We start from the raw sequence: 16,354 nt of genomic DNA, 5'->3' as shown, positions 1-16,354 counted from the left end.
GTCTACATAAAAAATTAAACATCCGGTGCGGACATTTACCACCATCCATATTAAAATAGCCCGCTGCTATTGTAAATAAAAAGAGGTATATTTATAACTATAGACGAATATGTGAAATAAAGATTTCAATAGTTAAAAGTAAAAATAGTCTATCCGGACCGTAAACCATTGTCCTTAGTTAAACGAGACCTCTACAATCTCAATTTTTAAACTGGAATTAATTTGCCAAACAAAAACCTCATTTTCTTTGTCTTACTCATATTACTTATTCCAAGCTTTGGGCATGCCCAAATCAATGACTGTCCGGTGATTGATATGGCCTTAAACCCGGAACATCAGGCGTGTTTTGAGCAACCCATCTTTGATGAAAAAGTGCGTTTAGCAGCCCGAGAAACCAAGCGCTTAGATGACAATCGCTTATTAATCCACGGCGATGTCTGCATTAAACAAAATGATGTCAGTTTATTAACACCCTCTTTAATTTATGACCGAAGTGATTTGACATTCCATTCACAGGGCATTGTCCAATTACAGAACAAATCACAACGCATATCGGCTATGTCAGTTATTATGGACACCGAACATGAAGAAACACAATTACGTGAGGTTAATTATTTTTTAATCGATTCTGACATGAACGGTCAAGCGGACTACATGAAAATAGCCGACAATCAATCGCACTTACAAACCGTTACCTTTTCCACTTGCGCACCGGCCCAACGTGACTGGGAAGTGCGGGCAGAATCTGCAGATTTAGACCACACTGAAGGTGTTGGCACTTTTAGAAATCTCACCTTGCGCATTAAAAATGTACCGGTGTTGTATTTGCCTTACGCCAAATTACCCATTAATGATGACCGAAGAAGCGGCTTTTTAGTGCCGGGTGTTTCCTACTCCAACACCACCGGTCTGGACTTATCTGTGCCATATTATATTAACATCAAACCGAATATGGATATGACATTAACGCCACGCTTTATTGCTGATCATGGTGTGATGTTGGGCGCACAATACCGCTACTTAACAGCGCAAAGTCAGGGCGTCTTTGAAGGCAGCTTTTTACCGAATGATGATAAACGATTACGTGATCGCAGTTTAGTTGATTATCGTCACACCACTCGCATAAGTGACGGCTGGCGGTTTGACAGCCATATTCAATCGGTTTCAGATAGTCGTTATTATGAAGACTTTGCATCCAGCGCTTATATCACGTCAACACCTTATTTAAAAAGTAAAATAGGCATACGCGGCTCTGCACCCAGCTGGCAGTTTTTTGCCGGTATCAACGAGTATGATGTCTTAAGTGAACAAATTACACCAGCCAGAGAACCATACCGAACCTTACCTGAAGTCAGTTTTGACTGGTTTCAAAACAACTATGCGCAACAATACAGCTATGGCGTTCAATCGGAATTGATTAACTTTTATAAAGAAGATGCCATTGGCGCTTGGCGAACCGATATTACGCCTTGGATTGAAAAACAATGGACTTCTGCCTGGGGTTATATTAAACCTAAATTACAATACCGAAGCACTCACTATAATTTTGATGACAATCGACCGGATATTAATCGTAATTTACCAATTATATCCGCTGATTTAGGATTAACTTTTCAAAAGAATGACAACGATGGTGGCTATAAAACCATCGAACCACGACTTTTTTATACTTATGCGCCTTACCGGGACCAATCTGACATTCCTATATTTGACAGTCGCGAACTGAGCTTTGGTAGTTCTTTATTGTTTCAAACCAATCGATTTTCCGGTGCAGATCGTCAATCAGACATGAATCAGGCCGCATTGGCTTTCACACAACGCAATTTTGGTGATGACGGCCAAGAACGCTGGAACTGGACCATTGGTCAAATTAATTATTTTGAAGATCAACAAGTTCAAATTAATGATAATCCGCAAACCATTACTCAGTCACCCATTATATTTGATTATAATCTATTTTTATCACAATACTGGTCAGCAGGCTTAAGTCTGCATTACAATGAAGACGACACTGAATTAGAGCGCGGTGCGCTGCGTATTCAACATATAACCGATAACAACACCCTTTATAATTTTGCCTATCGCTATAGAAGATCTAAAATTGAACAGTTTGATGCATCGGTTGTCTTACCCATTAACAATCGACATCGTATAATCGCTCGCTGGAATTATTCAACCCGCAGCAGTAAAACCATTGAAGCTTTATTTGGTTATGAACATAAAAGCTGTTGTTGGGCATTTAGATTAGTGGCCAGACACTATTTGGTGGATGAATCCGGTTTGAGTAACAATGGCATCTACGCTGAAATACAATTAAACGGATTGGGTTCATTAGGCCGGGACCCACGGCAATTACTACAACAATCCATATTAGGATACCAAGAGACATTTTAATTATGAAAAAATTTATTTACTTGCTTCTATTTATATCTCCACTGGCAACGGCTGAACAATTATTGGATGAAATTGTCGCCGTGGTTGACGATTCAGTCATTATGCGCTCAGAATTAGAACGCTCTGCTAACTCCATAAAAAAACAAATTGAAGCCAGTGGTAATCCGGCGCCACCTGATAGTATTTTAAATAAACAGGTTTTGGAAAAACTAATTGTCCAGAAAGTTCAGCTACAAAAAGCTGAACAAGTGGGCATCCGCATTTCCGATGCTGAGGTTGATGCCGCTTTAACCAATATTGCGCGTCAGAATGGTATTTCTCTGGTGCAAATGAGAGAAACCATTGAGGCAGATGGTTTTAACTTTGCTGATTTTCGTGATGATATGCGGAAAGACATGATTACTGAACGCGTTCGTTATGCTTATGCCAATTCAACGGTGAAGATTAGTGATAATGAAATCGATTTATTCTTGGCGGATAATGAATTAGACCAAGGTGAAGTCGACATTCAACATATACTCATCGCAATTCCCGAAGGTGCTGATGAAGCCACTGTTGAGGCTAAACGTGCCGTTATCAACGACTTAAGAGAACAATTGATTGCCGGAGCTGACTTTGCGGTAATTGCCACCCAGTATTCAGACGGCCAAAAAGCATTGGAAGGCGGTCATTTAGGCTGGCGACCAATAAATCAATTACCACCGATATTTGCTGAACAGGCTAAATCCTTGTCAGTGGGTGAAATTACACGACCATTGCGCTCAGCCAGTGGTTTTCATTTAGTTAAACTGATCGATCAACGAGACCAGACCACTAAAATGGTTGACCAGTACAAAGTTCAACATTTAATGGTTGCCTCTGATGAAATCACATCGCCCAAAGATGGCATGAAAATCATTAACGATTTATACCAACAACTACAAGATGGCGCGGAGTTTGCAGCCATCGCAGAAGAACACTCTGATGATTATGACTCGGCACCATTAGGTGGTGATATGGGTTGGCGTGTGCCCGAAGAATTGGGTGATCGCATGGGTGGTATCATTAAAAATCTTGATATAAATGAAATGTCCAGTCCATTTCAGACTGAAGCCGGTTGGCACGTGGTCAAGCTATTGGACAAAAAGCAAGCTGATGTGACAGAAGCATACAAACGTCAGCAAGCTGAACAAGCCATCCGTCAACGTAAGGTTCAACAAACCATAGATACCTGGGTTCGTGAAATACGCGGTGAAGCGTTCGTTGATATCCGCATTTAATTCTATATTTTATGACACTGGCCATCACCTTAGGCGAACCGGCGGGCATCGGAACGGAGTTATTGTCTCAGTTAGAAAACCACTTAAATGATTGTGTTCTGATTGGCGACCCTGATCTCATTGCTCGTCAATTATCAAGCTTTCCCAAACAGCGCATCGTACCGGTAATCTTGGCTCAGCCCAGCCAATTTGGACAGCTCAATAAAGCCAACGCCCAATATGTTTTAGATACCATCAGGGTTGCGGCTTTGGGCTGCTTAGAAGGACGTTTTGATGCCATGGTAACCAATCCTATTCATAAAGGCATCATCAACGATGCCGGCATTCCTTTCTCCGGTCATACCGAATATTTAGCCGAATTAACCGACACAGATGAAGTGGTGATGATGTTACTCAACAAGGTCATGAAAGTGGCCTTGGTCACCACTCATCTACCGCTTAAAGAAGTGGCGCAAGCCATTACCGGCCAAAAAATCCAAACTGTTATCAAGATAATGGCCAAAGACCTGAAACTTAAATTTGCGATTGACAACCCCCATATTGCGGTCTGTAGTTTAAATCCACATGCGGGCGAAGGTGGGCATTTGGGTCACGAAGAAATTGACGTCATTATTCCGGCACTTGATGAATTACGACAATCGGGCTATCACATATCAGGACCGATACCCGCAGACACTTTATTTACACCCAACCGTGTGAAGCAGTATGACGCGATTCTCGCCATGTACCATGATCAAGGTTTGGCACCACTTAAATATGCCGGATTTGGAGAATCAGTGAATATCACATTGGGACTGCCCATTATCAGAACCAGCGTTGATCATGGCACAGCATTGGATATTGCCGGACAGGGACTTGCTGATGCCGGCAGCTTAAAAGCCGCCATTGAGCTGGCACGTCAATGTGTTAATCACCAAAAAAATTATGCGTGCTAAAAAACGATTAGGACAAAATTTTCTGCAAGATGCAGCCATCATTGCACAAATAATTCAACTTATCAGGCCTGAACAGTCACAACAAATCATTGAAATTGGACCGGGAACCGGCGCTTTAACAGACCATTTGGCTGAAGTAGGTGTGCCTCTTTCTCTCATTGAGTTTGATCAAGATTTAATCGCACCTTTACAACAAAGATTCCGACAGCATAAACATGTGACCATTTATCACCAGGATGCGTTGCAATTAAAATTAAACCAGGGTTCTTATCTCGTTGTCGGCAACCTTCCCTACAACATATCATCACCGTTGCTGATTAACCTGTTAAAACAATCAAACCACATTCAACGGGGTGTTTTTATGTTGCAAAAAGAGCTGGTTCAACGGATATGTGCCCCACCAGGTGTTAAAGCATTTGGTCGTTTATCGGTGATGTTACAACACCGGTTTGATTGTTATGCGGCACTCACAGTTCCTCCAGAGGCATTTAAACCGGTACCCAAGGTTGATTCTCAGATTATTGAACTGATTCCAAAAATCAATCCCACAGAAGTCGATATTACCAGTTTAGAATTTATCGTCAAACAAGCTTTCGCACAACGCCGTAAAACCATTCGCAACAATTTAAAAAAATGGTTTAGCGATGATGAATTGCAGTCTTTTCATATTGATCCGCAACAGCGCCCCGAAACCCTTCTGGTGACACAATACGAACAACTGGCACAACAGTACCATGCGCATCACTGATTACACATCGTTACCATCTTGTTTTATCACCGCCACCGACACCGACGCCGGTAAAACACATGTTGCCTGTCAAATTCTTAACGCATGGAAACAACAAGGTTTTTCAGTGGCTGCATTTAAACCTATGGCCACCGGTGCCAGTTATTATGATGGCAAACGTGTCAGTGAAGATGCCCAGCATTTAGCGGCTGTTACCGGACAACCAGTGACTGAGGTGAACCCCTATTTATATGATAAACCAGCTTCCCCACACATTGCAGATAGCAATCAAACATTTAGCTTAATGGACTGTCTTGATCAATTTAAGCAGTTACAACAAAAAGTTGATCGGATTTTGGTGGAAGGCGTCGGCGGCTGGTGCGTGCCTTTATCCAATACACTGATGCTCAAGGATTTGGCAACAGCCATGGCCTTGCCGGTGGTCTTGGTGTCCCGAATAGGACTTGGCTGCATTAATCACACTTTACTGAGTTATCATCAAATCCAGCGAGATTGTGATTTATGGCATGGCTGGATTGCTAACGTCATAAATCCTGATTTTACCGATATTGATAGCAACATCACTGCCATAGAACAGCGCATGACTTCAGGCACTGTCTAAATTCCCCGGAAATAGGCTACAATAATTATTTTTGGGGAATACAATCATGTATAAATTTTTAATTCTTTTGGCTTTAAGCAGTGGCCCAGTCTGTGCTGAAAAGCTATCTTTTCAACAAAATCTCAACCTATCAACTGATCGCATCAGTGCACTGGAAGTCATTAGCGGTGCCGGCGATATCGATATCAGCACCCACAGCGGTAACGAGATTCAAGTCAATGCCACCATCACATCCAAAAAATACCGCACGATGGAACGCTTTAAAGAGGTTTTCGAACGCGACATAGTTTTTGCTATCGAACGTGAAAGTGAATTTGCCGTTTTACGCGGCCACAGCAAACCTGATCTGCGTAAAAATCCCGAAATTCAGATTCATCTGGATATTCAAATCCCTACCAAACTGGATGTTGATATTGAAGATGGCAGTGGTGATATTCGGGTTGTCGACCTCAATGGCCTTTTACAGATTGAAGATGGCTCGGGGGATATTGAAATCAGCCGGGTAAGTAGTCACATTGATATTGAAGATGGTTCCGGGGCAATCACAATCAGCCAAGCCACAGCCACAATTGAGATTGAAGACAGCTCGGGTGCAATCAACATCACGAACAGTCAGGGTGGCGTTGACATTGATGATGGTTCGGGTGATATAACACTGACCCAGGTTAACGGCCATAAAAATATTGAGGATGGCTCAGGCAATATCACGGTTAAAAACAGTACAGGTGATGTCAATATCGATGATGGCTCAGGTGACATTACGCTTAGTGATATCAACGACTCTGCAGTCATCCATGATGGCTCAGGCAATATTTATATAGATGCCTTAAGCGGTTCATTGGAAATTAAAAGCGCCGGCTCCGGCAAAGTAATTATTGATGGCGAAGACCGCACAAAAGATTTTCAATAGTTTTTAAAAAGGTGTCGCAAAATCAAATTTTCGGCACCTTTTATATTTATTTGCTTATTTATCACGCCAATAGTTATTGGCTTCAGCGATGGTTTTAAACTCAAAAGCCACCAGTTCTGCCGCCCGCATCAGTAAAGCAGCATCATCCTGATACTCTGCACGCACCGCTTTTTTAATATCACCATCTTGTTGAATGGCGCCAATGGTTTTTCGAACCATGGTAATGGCCAGCTTGCGGCCTTCTAAGGGCGTATCGGTGATTAAACTGGGCATGTAATCTGAATTTTCGGTTGTTTGCATGGCTGTTGGCTCCTCTTGGGCTTGTAGGTTTACAGTTAACAGCAGTAAGCCAATAACACCCACTAATGTGATTAATTTTTGCATTTTACTTCTCCGTTCACATATTAGAGACAGTCGAATTAATCGTGAGCCGAGTTAAACCAAAAGTAGAGCCCTGAGGGCAAGCCTAAAAATCGACCGACCCAGATTAATTCAAAAATCTCTATTAACTATTCCCCGGTCGATACATTTTTTAAATTTGGAAATCGATCCAAGGCGTGATTTTGATGACAGGCTATACATGCATTTTGCATGTCTTGATACAGCTTAATTTGTTTTGCCTGATCTTCATTGCGTGCCGCCTCCGCGAGTTCTGCACTTAAATGATGAAAAGCCTGATCGCGTTTAATGAATGCTTCGGGCAAGGTCTCTTCGAGGATTTTTCTATCGGCTTCTGTCATTTTTTGCGCCATAATAAAGCTGTCATGGATGGCCTGTGCCTGAGGCACGACCTGGTCATGTTCACCGGCAATTATTGCCCGAAAAATCACATCCATGGACGTGGTTATGGCTTGCATCTCCTCAATCAGTAAGCTCCTGATATGATTCGGTAATTGACTGCCTATTGCGTTGACTTGATCGTTTTCAGATTCAGCCTGTAATACGCCTGTCATTAACACAATACACAGCATGACCATTTTTTTAATCATTTTCATTCTCCAACAATTTAAAAAATCATCGTTTAACCGATAAACTTATACTCAACATACAGATAATATGACCATCACAACGTTGATAAGTATTGTGATTAATCATAAACATCTGTATTTAAACGTATTATATTAGCACGGCAGAAAAACTATTTGTTTGATTTGAATCAAAGTTATCTGTGATGAATATATCTTAGGTACAAAAAAACCGCCCGAAGGCGGTTTTTTAATTCAAGGATAATAATTTAATTAAGCAGCCATTTGTGTCTTCAGTTTTTTCAAAGCAACTGCCTCTAATTGACGCACACGTTCTGCTGAAATTCCATATTTATCAGCCAGCTCCTGCAAGGTGGCCTTATCATCAACCAACCATCGACTGGTTATAATATCCAAAGAACGCTCATCCAATTTGTCCAAGCCCTGAAATAAGGCATTGTGATTTTTTTCATATTCACGGTCTTTAATCATGGTCGCTTCAGGCGTCGGACTATTATGGGTTAACCAGGCCTGTGGCGAATAAGTGTTATCTTCATCGTCATCCCCGGGCAACTCAAACGAAACGTCTTGGCCGTGTAATCGGGATTCCATTTCCACAACCACATCTGGTTTAACATCCAAGTCTTTAGCAACACGATTCACTTCATCCAAAGTAAACCAACCCAAGCGCTTTTTATTTTTTCGTAAATTAAAGAATAATTTTCGGTGCGCCTTGGTGGTGGCCACTTTGAGAATTCGCCAGTTCTTCAAAATATATTCATGTATTTCAGCACGAATCCAGTGAACCGCAAAGGATACTAAACGAACTTTGTGCACGGAGTCGAATCGCTTAATGGCTTTCATCAAACCGATATTACCTTCTTGTATTAAATCACCCACCGGCAAGCCATAACCGGCATAACCTTTGGCCACATAAACCACAAATCGTAAGTGCGACATCACCAATGAATGAGCTGCATCCAAATCATTTTCATCACGTACACGGTCAGCTAAACTGCGTTCTTCTTCAACCGTTAATACCGGGATTTGATTAACAGTACTGATGTATGCATCCAATGATCCGGTCAAAGAAGGGATGGGTAAATTTTTAAGTGTTTTAGTTGTCATTAATTTTGCTCCAAAATCTATCATGGCTTTCATAAGCCCATGTGATCGAGAATTGATGTTCGGTATTTATAGACAATAGACACATCGAACACCACGAAAGTTCCGTCCTCCAATGAGCAACGGACGCTGAATTATAGCATAAAATGGCTTTTTTTAAAAGACGCTTAAGCGTTTGCTAACTTCTACAAACTACAATTGCGGTGCCTGACAAAGACAATGCGCCAGCTCCACCACCTCACCGGGGCGCCGATTCATAAACAACTGCATATCTGCCATCATTGGCGCCAGAAGTTGCTGCAATTGCATTTGACCACTGACTTGTCGAGGCTCCATTAAGCTCGCCATTTTCACCATGCTATCGGCCAACATTTGTTCAGTAAAGGACAATTCCTTCTCCAGCCAGCTGACTTGATAATCTTCGCTTAAACCGGCTCTGTCGGCAGCATCTTTGATGGCTTGCTGTAGATTACCTAATTGATCAATTAAGCCTAGATCCTTGGCTTGTTTAGCGGTCCATACGCGACCACGTGCCACTTGATCAACCATCGACACTTCCAAGCCACGGGCCATAGCAACCGCGGTAATAAACTGTTGGTAACCATATTCGATGTTAGATTGGATCAGTTTTGCAAATTCAGGATCAAGCGGCCGATCGGGATTAAAAGCGCCCACCCATTGGGTGGTGCCAACACCGTCAGAATGTATACCTAATTTATCAAATAACTTAGGAATGGTCATAAACATACCGTAGATTCCAATGGATCCGGTGATGGTGCCTTCATTGGCCCAAATGCTGTCAGCGGTCATAGATATCCAGTAGCCACCGGAAGCCGCCACATTGGCCATCGACACCACCACCGGCTTACCGGCGACTTGTAGGGCTTCTACCTGGCGTCTGATTTGTTCTGAAGGATAAACGCCGCCACCGGGACTGTTAACCCGTAACACCACGGCTTTAATTTTTTTATTTAAAAGAGCTTTTTCCAATAAGGCTGATGTAGAATCGCCGCCAATGGTGCCGGCCGGCTGTTGACCGGGCATAATGACACCTTCTGCGACCACTACGGCAACCTGATTTTTGGCTTTTAATTGAGGCAAATCAAGCGTTAGATAATCTTTGAAATTAATGCCACGAAAATGATTGCCTTCATCATCAAAAGAACTGACCTCAGCAATACGTTTATGCATAAATGGTTGTTTTAAAATACGATCAACAAGACCGGCTTCCAATGCCATATCTGCCACCGAACCATTTTTGGCTTGCAAGCGTGAGGCTTGATCATCGATTATCGACGTTAATTCAGCCACTGATAAATTGCGACGCTCTCCAATATCTTGTAAGAAAGTTTGCCATAAATCATTCATAAAATGTAAGTTAGCTTCTTTGGCTTCTTCGGACATGCTGTTACGCACATAAGGCTCTGCTGCTGATTTATACTCGCCGACTCGGAATAAATGCACATCAACGCCCAGTTTATCTAAACCTTCCTTGAAGTAGCTGCGGTAACCGCCAAAACCTTGAATAAACAAAAAGCCTTGCGGATCCATTAAAATTTCATCCGCCAAACTGGCCAAATAGTATTGTGACTGGGATAAAGATGTGGCCATGGCGATGACCGGTTTACCACTATCGTCTTTAAAACGTTTGACCGCGTCACCAATTTCTCGCAAATGCGCTAAACCGACACCCATTAACTCATCGGGGTTAATCACCAAAGCACTGATGCTGTCATCAGCCGCTGCCATTTCTAAACTCCGTACAATGTCACGCATGCGGGTTTCAGGCACCCGTGTACCTTGAATGGTTTGTAGGGCTTGCATGGCCGGATTACCTGAATATTGATCCACAATAAAGCCGGTCGGCGCCAACACCAAAGCGGTTTTATCACTGACATGGATTTTTTGGCCACCGAAGATAAGCCACAAAATCAGAATGAATATCAGCAATAAAATAATATGACGGGTAAAATTAGCAATCAGCACAAAAGGCTTGGTGAAAAAGCCGAAAAAGGTGCGCACAGGGGATGATTTTTGGGTTTTAGTATTCATGAGCGATATTCTAACCCCATTAAGGCAGTGGCTCATGTTACTAAAGTCACTATTTTTCACTTTTTAGCATGTGTAAAAATATAAGCCCGTTATAATCACTTTAAATACCGAAATATAACCACATAATGACTTCATGAGACCTTCTTTTTGGCGCTATTTTCCTGCTTGGTTTGTGTACGTTCTTTTGTGGCTGATATCACAACTGCCCTACCGTGTGTTACGTACTTTAGGTGGTTTTTTTGGCTGGCTAATCGGGCCGGTTTTTCACATCAGAAAAAATGTTATCAGCCGCAATATGGCTGCCTGTTTCCCGCAGCTATCTGACGAACAACAACAACAACTTATCAAAGACAATTACCGAGAAACCGGTTACATGGTCACGCAAACCCTGTATGCTTTTTTTCATCGCTCAAACCGATTGTTTGATCGATTAACCATTACCGGCGAACAGCATTTACAAGAATGTATCGACAAACAACAAGGCGTATTACTGGTCAGTGGTCACTTTACGGCTTTGGATGTCGGTGGACGGGCTTTGTGTCAACGGTTCCCTGTGGCCGGCGTTTATCGCCCCCATAAAAACCCGGTGATGGAATATGTGGTCACCGAAGCACGCACCGCTTATGCACAAGATATGTTTAGCCGTGATCGTTTAAAAAGCATTGTCAGACACATAAAAAAGGGCGGTATCGTCTGGTACGCACCTGATCAGGATTATCGCCGTGGCCATTCGCTGTTTTCAAATTTTTTTGGGGTTGCGGCCAACACCATAACCGCCACCCACCAACTGGCCCGCATGGGTGACGCTAAGGTCTTGTTTTACAGTGTTAAACGAATTGATAAAGCACCTTATTACCAACTGCAGATTTCACCGGTGTTAAGTGAATTTCCCAGTAAAGATGTTCACGTTGACACGGATCGCATTAATCAGGGCATAGAAGCCATGGTCAAACAAGCGCCTGAGCAATATCTATGGCTCCACAAACGCTTCAAAACCAGACCTCCGAATTCACCTGACTTTTACAATGACGAAAAAGCTGTCGCGGACACCAAGGATACGATATGAAAATCCCTCATTTAGATCCTGATTTTGCCCGCGCCCGTTGGCATCAGTGGCCAAAAGCTTTTCGCATTGCCTTACAATTATTAGCGGTGGTTTGGCTGATTTTTTTATTATCACCCCTGTTCCACCTAACTTACTTTGGCAACAAGCCAAGAACCATTGAAGGTTTATTGGGCTTAGTCACCATGCCATTTCTACATGCCAACTGGTCACATTTAATCAATAATACCCTACCCCTATTTTTAACAACGGTGGCCTTATTCGGTAATTATCCGAAAGTCGCCACCCGTATAATGATTTACGCCACCATCATGACGGGAACTTTGGTTTGGGTATTTGCCCGCGGGGTTAATCACATTGGCGCCAGCGGCTTATTTTACGCTTTATTAAGCTATTTATTCGTCAGCGGCTTTTTAAAGAAAGACCTGCAAAGTATGGGTATTTCATTGATTATTGCCTTTTTATACGGCTATATGATTTGGGGTATTTTTCCAGGACAAGCCGGTGTTTCATGGGAATCCCATATGTTTGGTCTGCTAACCGGCATTTTTCTGGCATGGAATACCAAAGACATCGATCGGCCACAATTAAAAGAATGGCATTTGGATGAGAATTTAGAAGATTATTTTCCTGAAGATGACGACTAAATAATCGCTTTTTATGGATTAACGCAAGTACGACAAAACGCTGAATGCGGATAGGCTTTAAGCCGTTGATGATCTATGTCGACACCACAGACCACACAGGTTCCATATGTCCCGTTATCTATGCGAGCCAACGCCTTATTTATTTGAGACCATTCTAATTGTGCTTGTTGATCGATGGATTTTATGGTTTTATTGTCAACGGATACCGACATGGGTCGAATTAGATTGGCTAATTTCTTTTGACGCGCCAGCAACCGCCGTTTTAATTCATTGATTTCTTGTTCTACTACCACCACAGAGAACGACCTTAATTATCTAACCAGCCGTTAGTGTAACAATATCCTGTTAATCATGGGTTGACTAAAATCAAGTTTTGTTAACTCCCTGTTCAAAAAATTAGCCACAAAAAAGCCTGCAAACATGGGGTATATTTGCAGGCCAGTCATGGTTACATCAATTACGGTTGCAGCTGTTGCTCCAGCTTTTTGATGCGATGTAGCAGCCGCTGCTGAGTTTTTACGTCTAACATTGGGGTGGCTTCAAGCTTGTGCTGACCCATGGTTAAATTTGTAAGCGTGCGTTCAGGTAAATAACGGGCAATTCCTGAAGATGATTTAGCCTGCAGGCGCTTATCAATACCACCATTTTCGTCTGCCGCTGAAGGCCCGACACCATTGTCCACAAACGTTTTGCTGGCTGTTCTAAAACCGCGTACCGTAAAACCGTCAAGGGACAAGTCCGGTTCACTGCCAACCCGATAAGAATAGGCCATGCCATCAAACTGATCGGTGCCTGTTTTTAAATAATAGGCCAGATAATAATCCGCATCATCACGCATTACTGCCACCAATTCGTCATAATCATAATCATAGATGGCAGCCAAGTCGTTATTTTGAAGTGCCCGCGTGGTACAGTAATGGTAATAAACAGTACTTTCCGAGCGACAACCGGTGACTAAATCATCACCTTTAAATTTTTCCACTTGCTCAAATATCATTACGTCAGAAAAATACGGGAACTGATTAACATCTGTGTATTGCGAAGCATCAATAACCATCTGCCATTCACCCCGCATTTTTTGCAGCTCATCGCCTAAATACATATTAAAACGTTCCACCGTTTTAGTGACACCAAGAATGGTGAGCTCAGCGGTGGTTTCGGTGATAAATTCAATGTTAACATTGCCATAGCCGGCATCTTCACCACTGTTTTGTTGCCAGTAACACCCTAAACACTGACCACCGGTAAAATACATTAAATTCCCTTCAAAGCTGGAATTACCATCTAAGAAACCCTCTGAAGTAAACCACACCGGATAACCATCTTCATACACATAAAATGTGCTGAAAAAATAATTATCTTGAATTTCAAAGGTGTAGCCGCTACCGGGCTCTTCAGGATCCCAATAATGCCCTGATTCAGGGGTGAATGCTGAGATTTGAAAAGACATCAGCAAAAAAATCAGAAAAGACGTTGTTGTTTTCATGGCTTACTCATATATATTACTAAGTGAGTCCTATATACTACAGATTTTGACTGAATTAAGCATGAACCATGATTGATATTGGCGCCAATTTAACCCATGACAGCTTTGATGAGGATCGTGATACGGTGATTGCAGAGGCCATAGAGGCCGGCGTAAACACTTTTATTATCACCGGTTCCGACCTTGAATGTTCTCAAAAAGCCATTAATTTAGCACATCAATATACAAACTGTTGTTATGCCACGGTCGGTATTCACCCACACCACGCCAAAGATTTTAATCAAGTGGTTATGACTGAATTGCGTGAACTGCTTAATGATGACAAAGTGGTGGCTGTGGGGGAAACCGGCTTGGATTATTTTCGAGATTTTTCACCGCGACCACAACAAATCGAATCTTTTGAGGCACATATAGAATTGGCTGTAGAAACGGGTTTACCCATGTTTTTACATCAGCGAGAAGCGCATAAAGATTTTTTGCCGATTTTAAAACAACACCGTGATGCGCTCAGTGATGTGGTGGTACATTGTTTTACAGACAACCAACAAGCCTTATACGACTATTTGGACTTAGACTGTTATATCGGCATCACCGGTTGGGTTTGTGATGAGCGCCGTGGTCAACATTTATTACCTCTGATTCACGACATACCCTTAAATCGATTCCTGATAGAAACCGATTCACCCTATTTAATGCCGCGCAATTTAAAACCTAAACCCAAAAGCCGTCGCAATGAGCCCAAATATTTACCGCATATTGCTGACTTTATTGCCCAAGAATTAAATTTAGACTCCGATAACTTTATCACTCACACCGTCACCAATAGCCGCCGACTTTTCCGTTTAGCGGCCTAAAACAGGAGACCCTTATGACCGACTACAAACAACACTTAGCTAACCTACAAACCGCCACAGAAGCAGCCCTTAAAGCCAACGATTATGATGGCTTATGGATTTATTCAGGCCATCCTGAAAATTATTTTTTAGACGACCATGCGCCACCGCATCAAGTCAATCCTCATTTTAACTGGTGGATACCGGAAACTGATATCAGTCACAGCCTTTTACACATCGTGCCCGGCCAAAAACCAACTTTATATTTATCTCAACCGGCAGATTTCTGGCACAAGATAGAAGACCGCAGTAACGCAGACTGGGCGCGTCATTTTGATGTGCGGGTTATTCACCATCAATCTGAAATGCCCACTGTTAACGACCAACTGAATCATGCCTGGATAGGCGATCGCAGCTGGCAGCCGATGGCAGCGGAATACACCAATCCCGATAAACTTTTGGCCCATTTGCATTTTTCACGGGTACAGAAAACAAGCTACGAAATTGACTGTATTCAACAAGCCAACCAACTGGCTTTAAAAGGTCATGCTGCTGCAGCAGAGGCTTTTTATGCGGGTGCCAGTGAATATGACATCAATGCGGCTTATTTACAGGCTTGCCAACAATCTCAAAGTCAAATGCCTTATGGCAATATCGTGGCACTGAATGAAAACGCGGCGGTGTTGCATTACCAATATCAGGCCACTGACAAACCCGCTAACCACCGTACTTTTTTAATCGATGCCGGGGCTAATTATAAAGGTTATGCAGCTGATATTACGCGCACCTATGCTTTTGATAAAAATGGTGAGTTTAATAACATGATTGCGGCCATGGATCGTTTGCAAGTGGAATTATGTGATGCCTGTGTGGCCGGCCAAGATTACGTCGACTTACATCAGCAAGCCCATATCAAAATCGCCGAAGTACTTAAGCAGTTTAATGTGATTAATTGCAGTCCTGAAGTCGCACTTGAATCGGGCTTAAGTGCCACCTTTTTTCCGCATGGCTTAGGTCACTATTTGGGGTTACAGGTGCACGATGTCGCAGGTCACCAAAGTAATGCTGATGGCACGGTTAAAAAACCACCTGAAAATCATCCGTTCTTGCGTTTAACTGATGTGTTACGCGAAAACGCAGTTATTACCGTAGAACCGGGATTGTACTTTATACCTATGCTATTACAGCAACAACGGGATAATAAGCACATCAACTGGGACAAAGTAGAACAATTCTTACCCTATGGCGGTATTCGCATTGAAGACAATGTCGTGGTAGGACAGAATCAAAGCCGTAACTTAACCCGCAGCAGCTGACATAAAAAAGCCCCACTTCA

General features: G+C 42.5%; 16 protein-coding genes. 10 read left to right on the top strand and 6 right to left on the bottom strand.

The window, feature by feature from the left end; translation table 11 throughout:
• The first annotated feature begins 222 nt into the window (after positions 1–222).
• The 6 genes from OS173_RS10085 to OS173_RS10060 are packed head-to-tail and all read left to right on the top strand — an operon-like array spanning position 223 to position 6,847.
• Positions 223–2,394: an LPS-assembly protein LptD gene (locus OS173_RS10085; RefSeq protein WP_267184158.1), complete on the top strand. Its 2,172-nt coding sequence runs from the start codon at positions 223–225 to the stop codon at positions 2,392–2,394.
• A 2-nt stretch (positions 2,395–2,396) separates the two neighbouring features.
• Entirely contained in the window at positions 2,397–3,653 is a 1,257-nt protein-coding gene (locus OS173_RS10080; RefSeq protein WP_267184157.1) for a peptidylprolyl isomerase, read from the top strand.
• Positions 3,654–3,664: 11 nt separating this feature from the next.
• Positions 3,665–4,588, top strand: coding sequence for a 4-hydroxythreonine-4-phosphate dehydrogenase PdxA (pdxA, locus tag OS173_RS10075; protein ID WP_267184156.1), 924 nt, complete (start codon positions 3,665–3,667; stop codon positions 4,586–4,588).
• Positions 4,578–5,336, top strand: a complete 759-nt coding sequence (gene rsmA, locus OS173_RS10070; protein ID WP_267184155.1) for a 16S rRNA (adenine(1518)-N(6)/adenine(1519)-N(6))-dimethyltransferase RsmA — start codon at positions 4,578–4,580, stop codon at positions 5,334–5,336. The genes pdxA and rsmA overlap by 11 nt, the downstream gene beginning before the upstream one ends.
• The gene (bioD, locus tag OS173_RS10065) at positions 5,323–5,937 is read left to right on the top strand and encodes a dethiobiotin synthase (protein ID WP_267184154.1); all 615 of its coding nucleotides are present in this window, start codon (positions 5,323–5,325) and stop codon (positions 5,935–5,937) included. Before rsmA ends, bioD begins: the two co-directional genes overlap by 14 nt.
• Before the next feature lie 46 nt (positions 5,938–5,983).
• Positions 5,984–6,847 (top strand): DUF4097 family beta strand repeat-containing protein, encoded by an 864-nt coding sequence (locus OS173_RS10060; RefSeq protein WP_267184153.1) that lies wholly within the window; start codon positions 5,984–5,986, stop codon positions 6,845–6,847.
• Positions 6,848–6,901: 54 nt separating this feature from the next.
• Here the strand turns inward: OS173_RS10060 and OS173_RS10055 are convergent, their stop codons facing one another.
• The 4 genes from OS173_RS10055 to sppA all read right to left on the bottom strand — a co-directional run bounded on the left by OS173_RS10055 (position 6,902) and on the right by sppA (position 10,989).
• Positions 6,902–7,231, bottom strand: a complete 330-nt coding sequence (locus tag OS173_RS10055; RefSeq protein WP_267184152.1) for a hexameric tyrosine-coordinated heme protein — start codon at positions 7,229–7,231, stop codon at positions 6,902–6,904.
• A 125-nt stretch (positions 7,232–7,356) separates the two neighbouring features.
• Entirely contained in the window at positions 7,357–7,836 is a 480-nt protein-coding gene (locus OS173_RS10050) for a cytochrome c (RefSeq protein ID WP_267184151.1), read from the bottom strand.
• Between the two features lie 249 nt (positions 7,837–8,085).
• Entirely contained in the window at positions 8,086–8,940 is an 855-nt protein-coding gene (gene rpoH, locus OS173_RS10045) for an RNA polymerase sigma factor RpoH (RefSeq protein WP_267184150.1), read from the bottom strand.
• A 189-nt stretch (positions 8,941–9,129) separates the two neighbouring features.
• Positions 9,130–10,989, bottom strand: a complete 1,860-nt coding sequence (sppA, locus tag OS173_RS10040) for a signal peptide peptidase SppA (protein WP_267184149.1) — start codon at positions 10,987–10,989, stop codon at positions 9,130–9,132.
• A gap of 133 nt (positions 10,990–11,122) precedes the next feature.
• On the opposite strand from sppA, the gene lpxL reads away from it, so the two are divergent.
• Together lpxL and OS173_RS10030 are read left to right on the top strand one after the other, a co-directional pair.
• A complete protein-coding gene (gene lpxL / locus OS173_RS10035) occupies positions 11,123–12,055 on the top strand; it encodes an LpxL/LpxP family Kdo(2)-lipid IV(A) lauroyl/palmitoleoyl acyltransferase (RefSeq protein WP_267184148.1) in 933 nt (310 codons plus the stop codon).
• Positions 12,052–12,699, top strand: a complete 648-nt coding sequence (locus OS173_RS10030; protein WP_267184147.1) for a rhomboid family intramembrane serine protease — start codon at positions 12,052–12,054, stop codon at positions 12,697–12,699. Before lpxL ends, OS173_RS10030 begins: the two co-directional genes overlap by 4 nt.
• Positions 12,700–12,710: 11 nt before the next feature.
• On the opposite strand, the gene OS173_RS10025 is transcribed toward OS173_RS10030, so the two are convergent.
• Complete coding sequence (locus OS173_RS10025; RefSeq protein WP_267184146.1) at positions 12,711–12,995, bottom strand: TraR/DksA family transcriptional regulator; 285 nt, start codon at positions 12,993–12,995, stop codon at positions 12,711–12,713.
• A gap of 161 nt (positions 12,996–13,156) precedes the next feature.
• Positions 13,157–14,185: a hypothetical protein gene (locus OS173_RS10020; protein ID WP_267184145.1), complete on the bottom strand. Its 1,029-nt coding sequence runs from the start codon at positions 14,183–14,185 to the stop codon at positions 13,157–13,159.
• Positions 14,186–14,253: 68 nt separating this feature from the next.
• On the opposite strand from OS173_RS10020, the gene OS173_RS10015 reads away from it, so the two are divergent.
• Together OS173_RS10015 and pepQ are read left to right on the top strand one after the other, a co-directional pair.
• Entirely contained in the window at positions 14,254–15,039 is a 786-nt protein-coding gene (locus tag OS173_RS10015; protein WP_267184144.1) for a TatD family hydrolase, read from the top strand.
• A gap of 14 nt (positions 15,040–15,053) precedes the next feature.
• Positions 15,054–16,334 carry a Xaa-Pro dipeptidase gene (gene pepQ / locus OS173_RS10010; protein WP_267184143.1) on the top strand — a complete coding sequence of 427 codons (1,281 nt, stop codon included), beginning with the start codon at positions 15,054–15,056 and terminating at the stop codon, positions 16,332–16,334.
• The last annotated feature ends 20 nt before the right edge of the window (positions 16,335–16,354 follow it).

This window comes from Marinicella gelatinilytica, assembly GCF_026410405.1.
GTDB classification, from domain to species: Bacteria; Pseudomonadota; Gammaproteobacteria; order Xanthomonadales; family Marinicellaceae; genus Marinicella; species Marinicella gelatinilytica.
The sequence above is the reverse complement of the archived record's forward strand: the minus strand, read 5'-3'. Positions and strand labels throughout refer to the sequence as shown.

Excerpts from the sequence above, each read along its gene's own strand:
- OS173_RS10080 (WP_267184157.1), top strand. The coding sequence starts at position 2,397 with ATGAAAAAATTTATTTACTTGCTTCTATTTATATCTCCACTGGCAACG.
- pdxA (WP_267184156.1), top strand. The coding sequence starts at position 3,665 with ATGACACTGGCCATCACCTTAGGCGAACCGGCGGGCATCGGAACGGAG.
- rsmA (WP_267184155.1), top strand. The coding sequence starts at position 4,578 with ATGCGTGCTAAAAAACGATTAGGACAAAATTTTCTGCAAGATGCAGCC.
- bioD (WP_267184154.1), top strand. The coding sequence starts at position 5,323 with ATGCGCATCACTGATTACACATCGTTACCATCTTGTTTTATCACCGCC.
- OS173_RS10060 (WP_267184153.1), top strand. The coding sequence starts at position 5,984 with ATGTATAAATTTTTAATTCTTTTGGCTTTAAGCAGTGGCCCAGTCTGT.
- OS173_RS10055 (WP_267184152.1), bottom strand. The coding sequence starts at position 7,231 with ATGCAAAAATTAATCACATTAGTGGGTGTTATTGGCTTACTGCTGTTA.
- OS173_RS10050 (WP_267184151.1), bottom strand. The coding sequence starts at position 7,836 with ATGATTAAAAAAATGGTCATGCTGTGTATTGTGTTAATGACAGGCGTA.
- rpoH (WP_267184150.1), bottom strand. The coding sequence starts at position 8,940 with ATGACAACTAAAACACTTAAAAATTTACCCATCCCTTCTTTGACCGGA.
- sppA (WP_267184149.1), bottom strand. The coding sequence starts at position 10,989 with ATGAATACTAAAACCCAAAAATCATCCCCTGTGCGCACCTTTTTCGGC.
- lpxL (WP_267184148.1), top strand. The coding sequence starts at position 11,123 with ATGAGACCTTCTTTTTGGCGCTATTTTCCTGCTTGGTTTGTGTACGTT.
- OS173_RS10030 (WP_267184147.1), top strand. The coding sequence starts at position 12,052 with ATGAAAATCCCTCATTTAGATCCTGATTTTGCCCGCGCCCGTTGGCAT.
- OS173_RS10020 (WP_267184145.1), bottom strand. The coding sequence starts at position 14,185 with ATGAAAACAACAACGTCTTTTCTGATTTTTTTGCTGATGTCTTTTCAA.
- OS173_RS10015 (WP_267184144.1), top strand. The coding sequence starts at position 14,254 with ATGATTGATATTGGCGCCAATTTAACCCATGACAGCTTTGATGAGGAT.
- pepQ (WP_267184143.1), top strand. The coding sequence starts at position 15,054 with ATGACCGACTACAAACAACACTTAGCTAACCTACAAACCGCCACAGAA.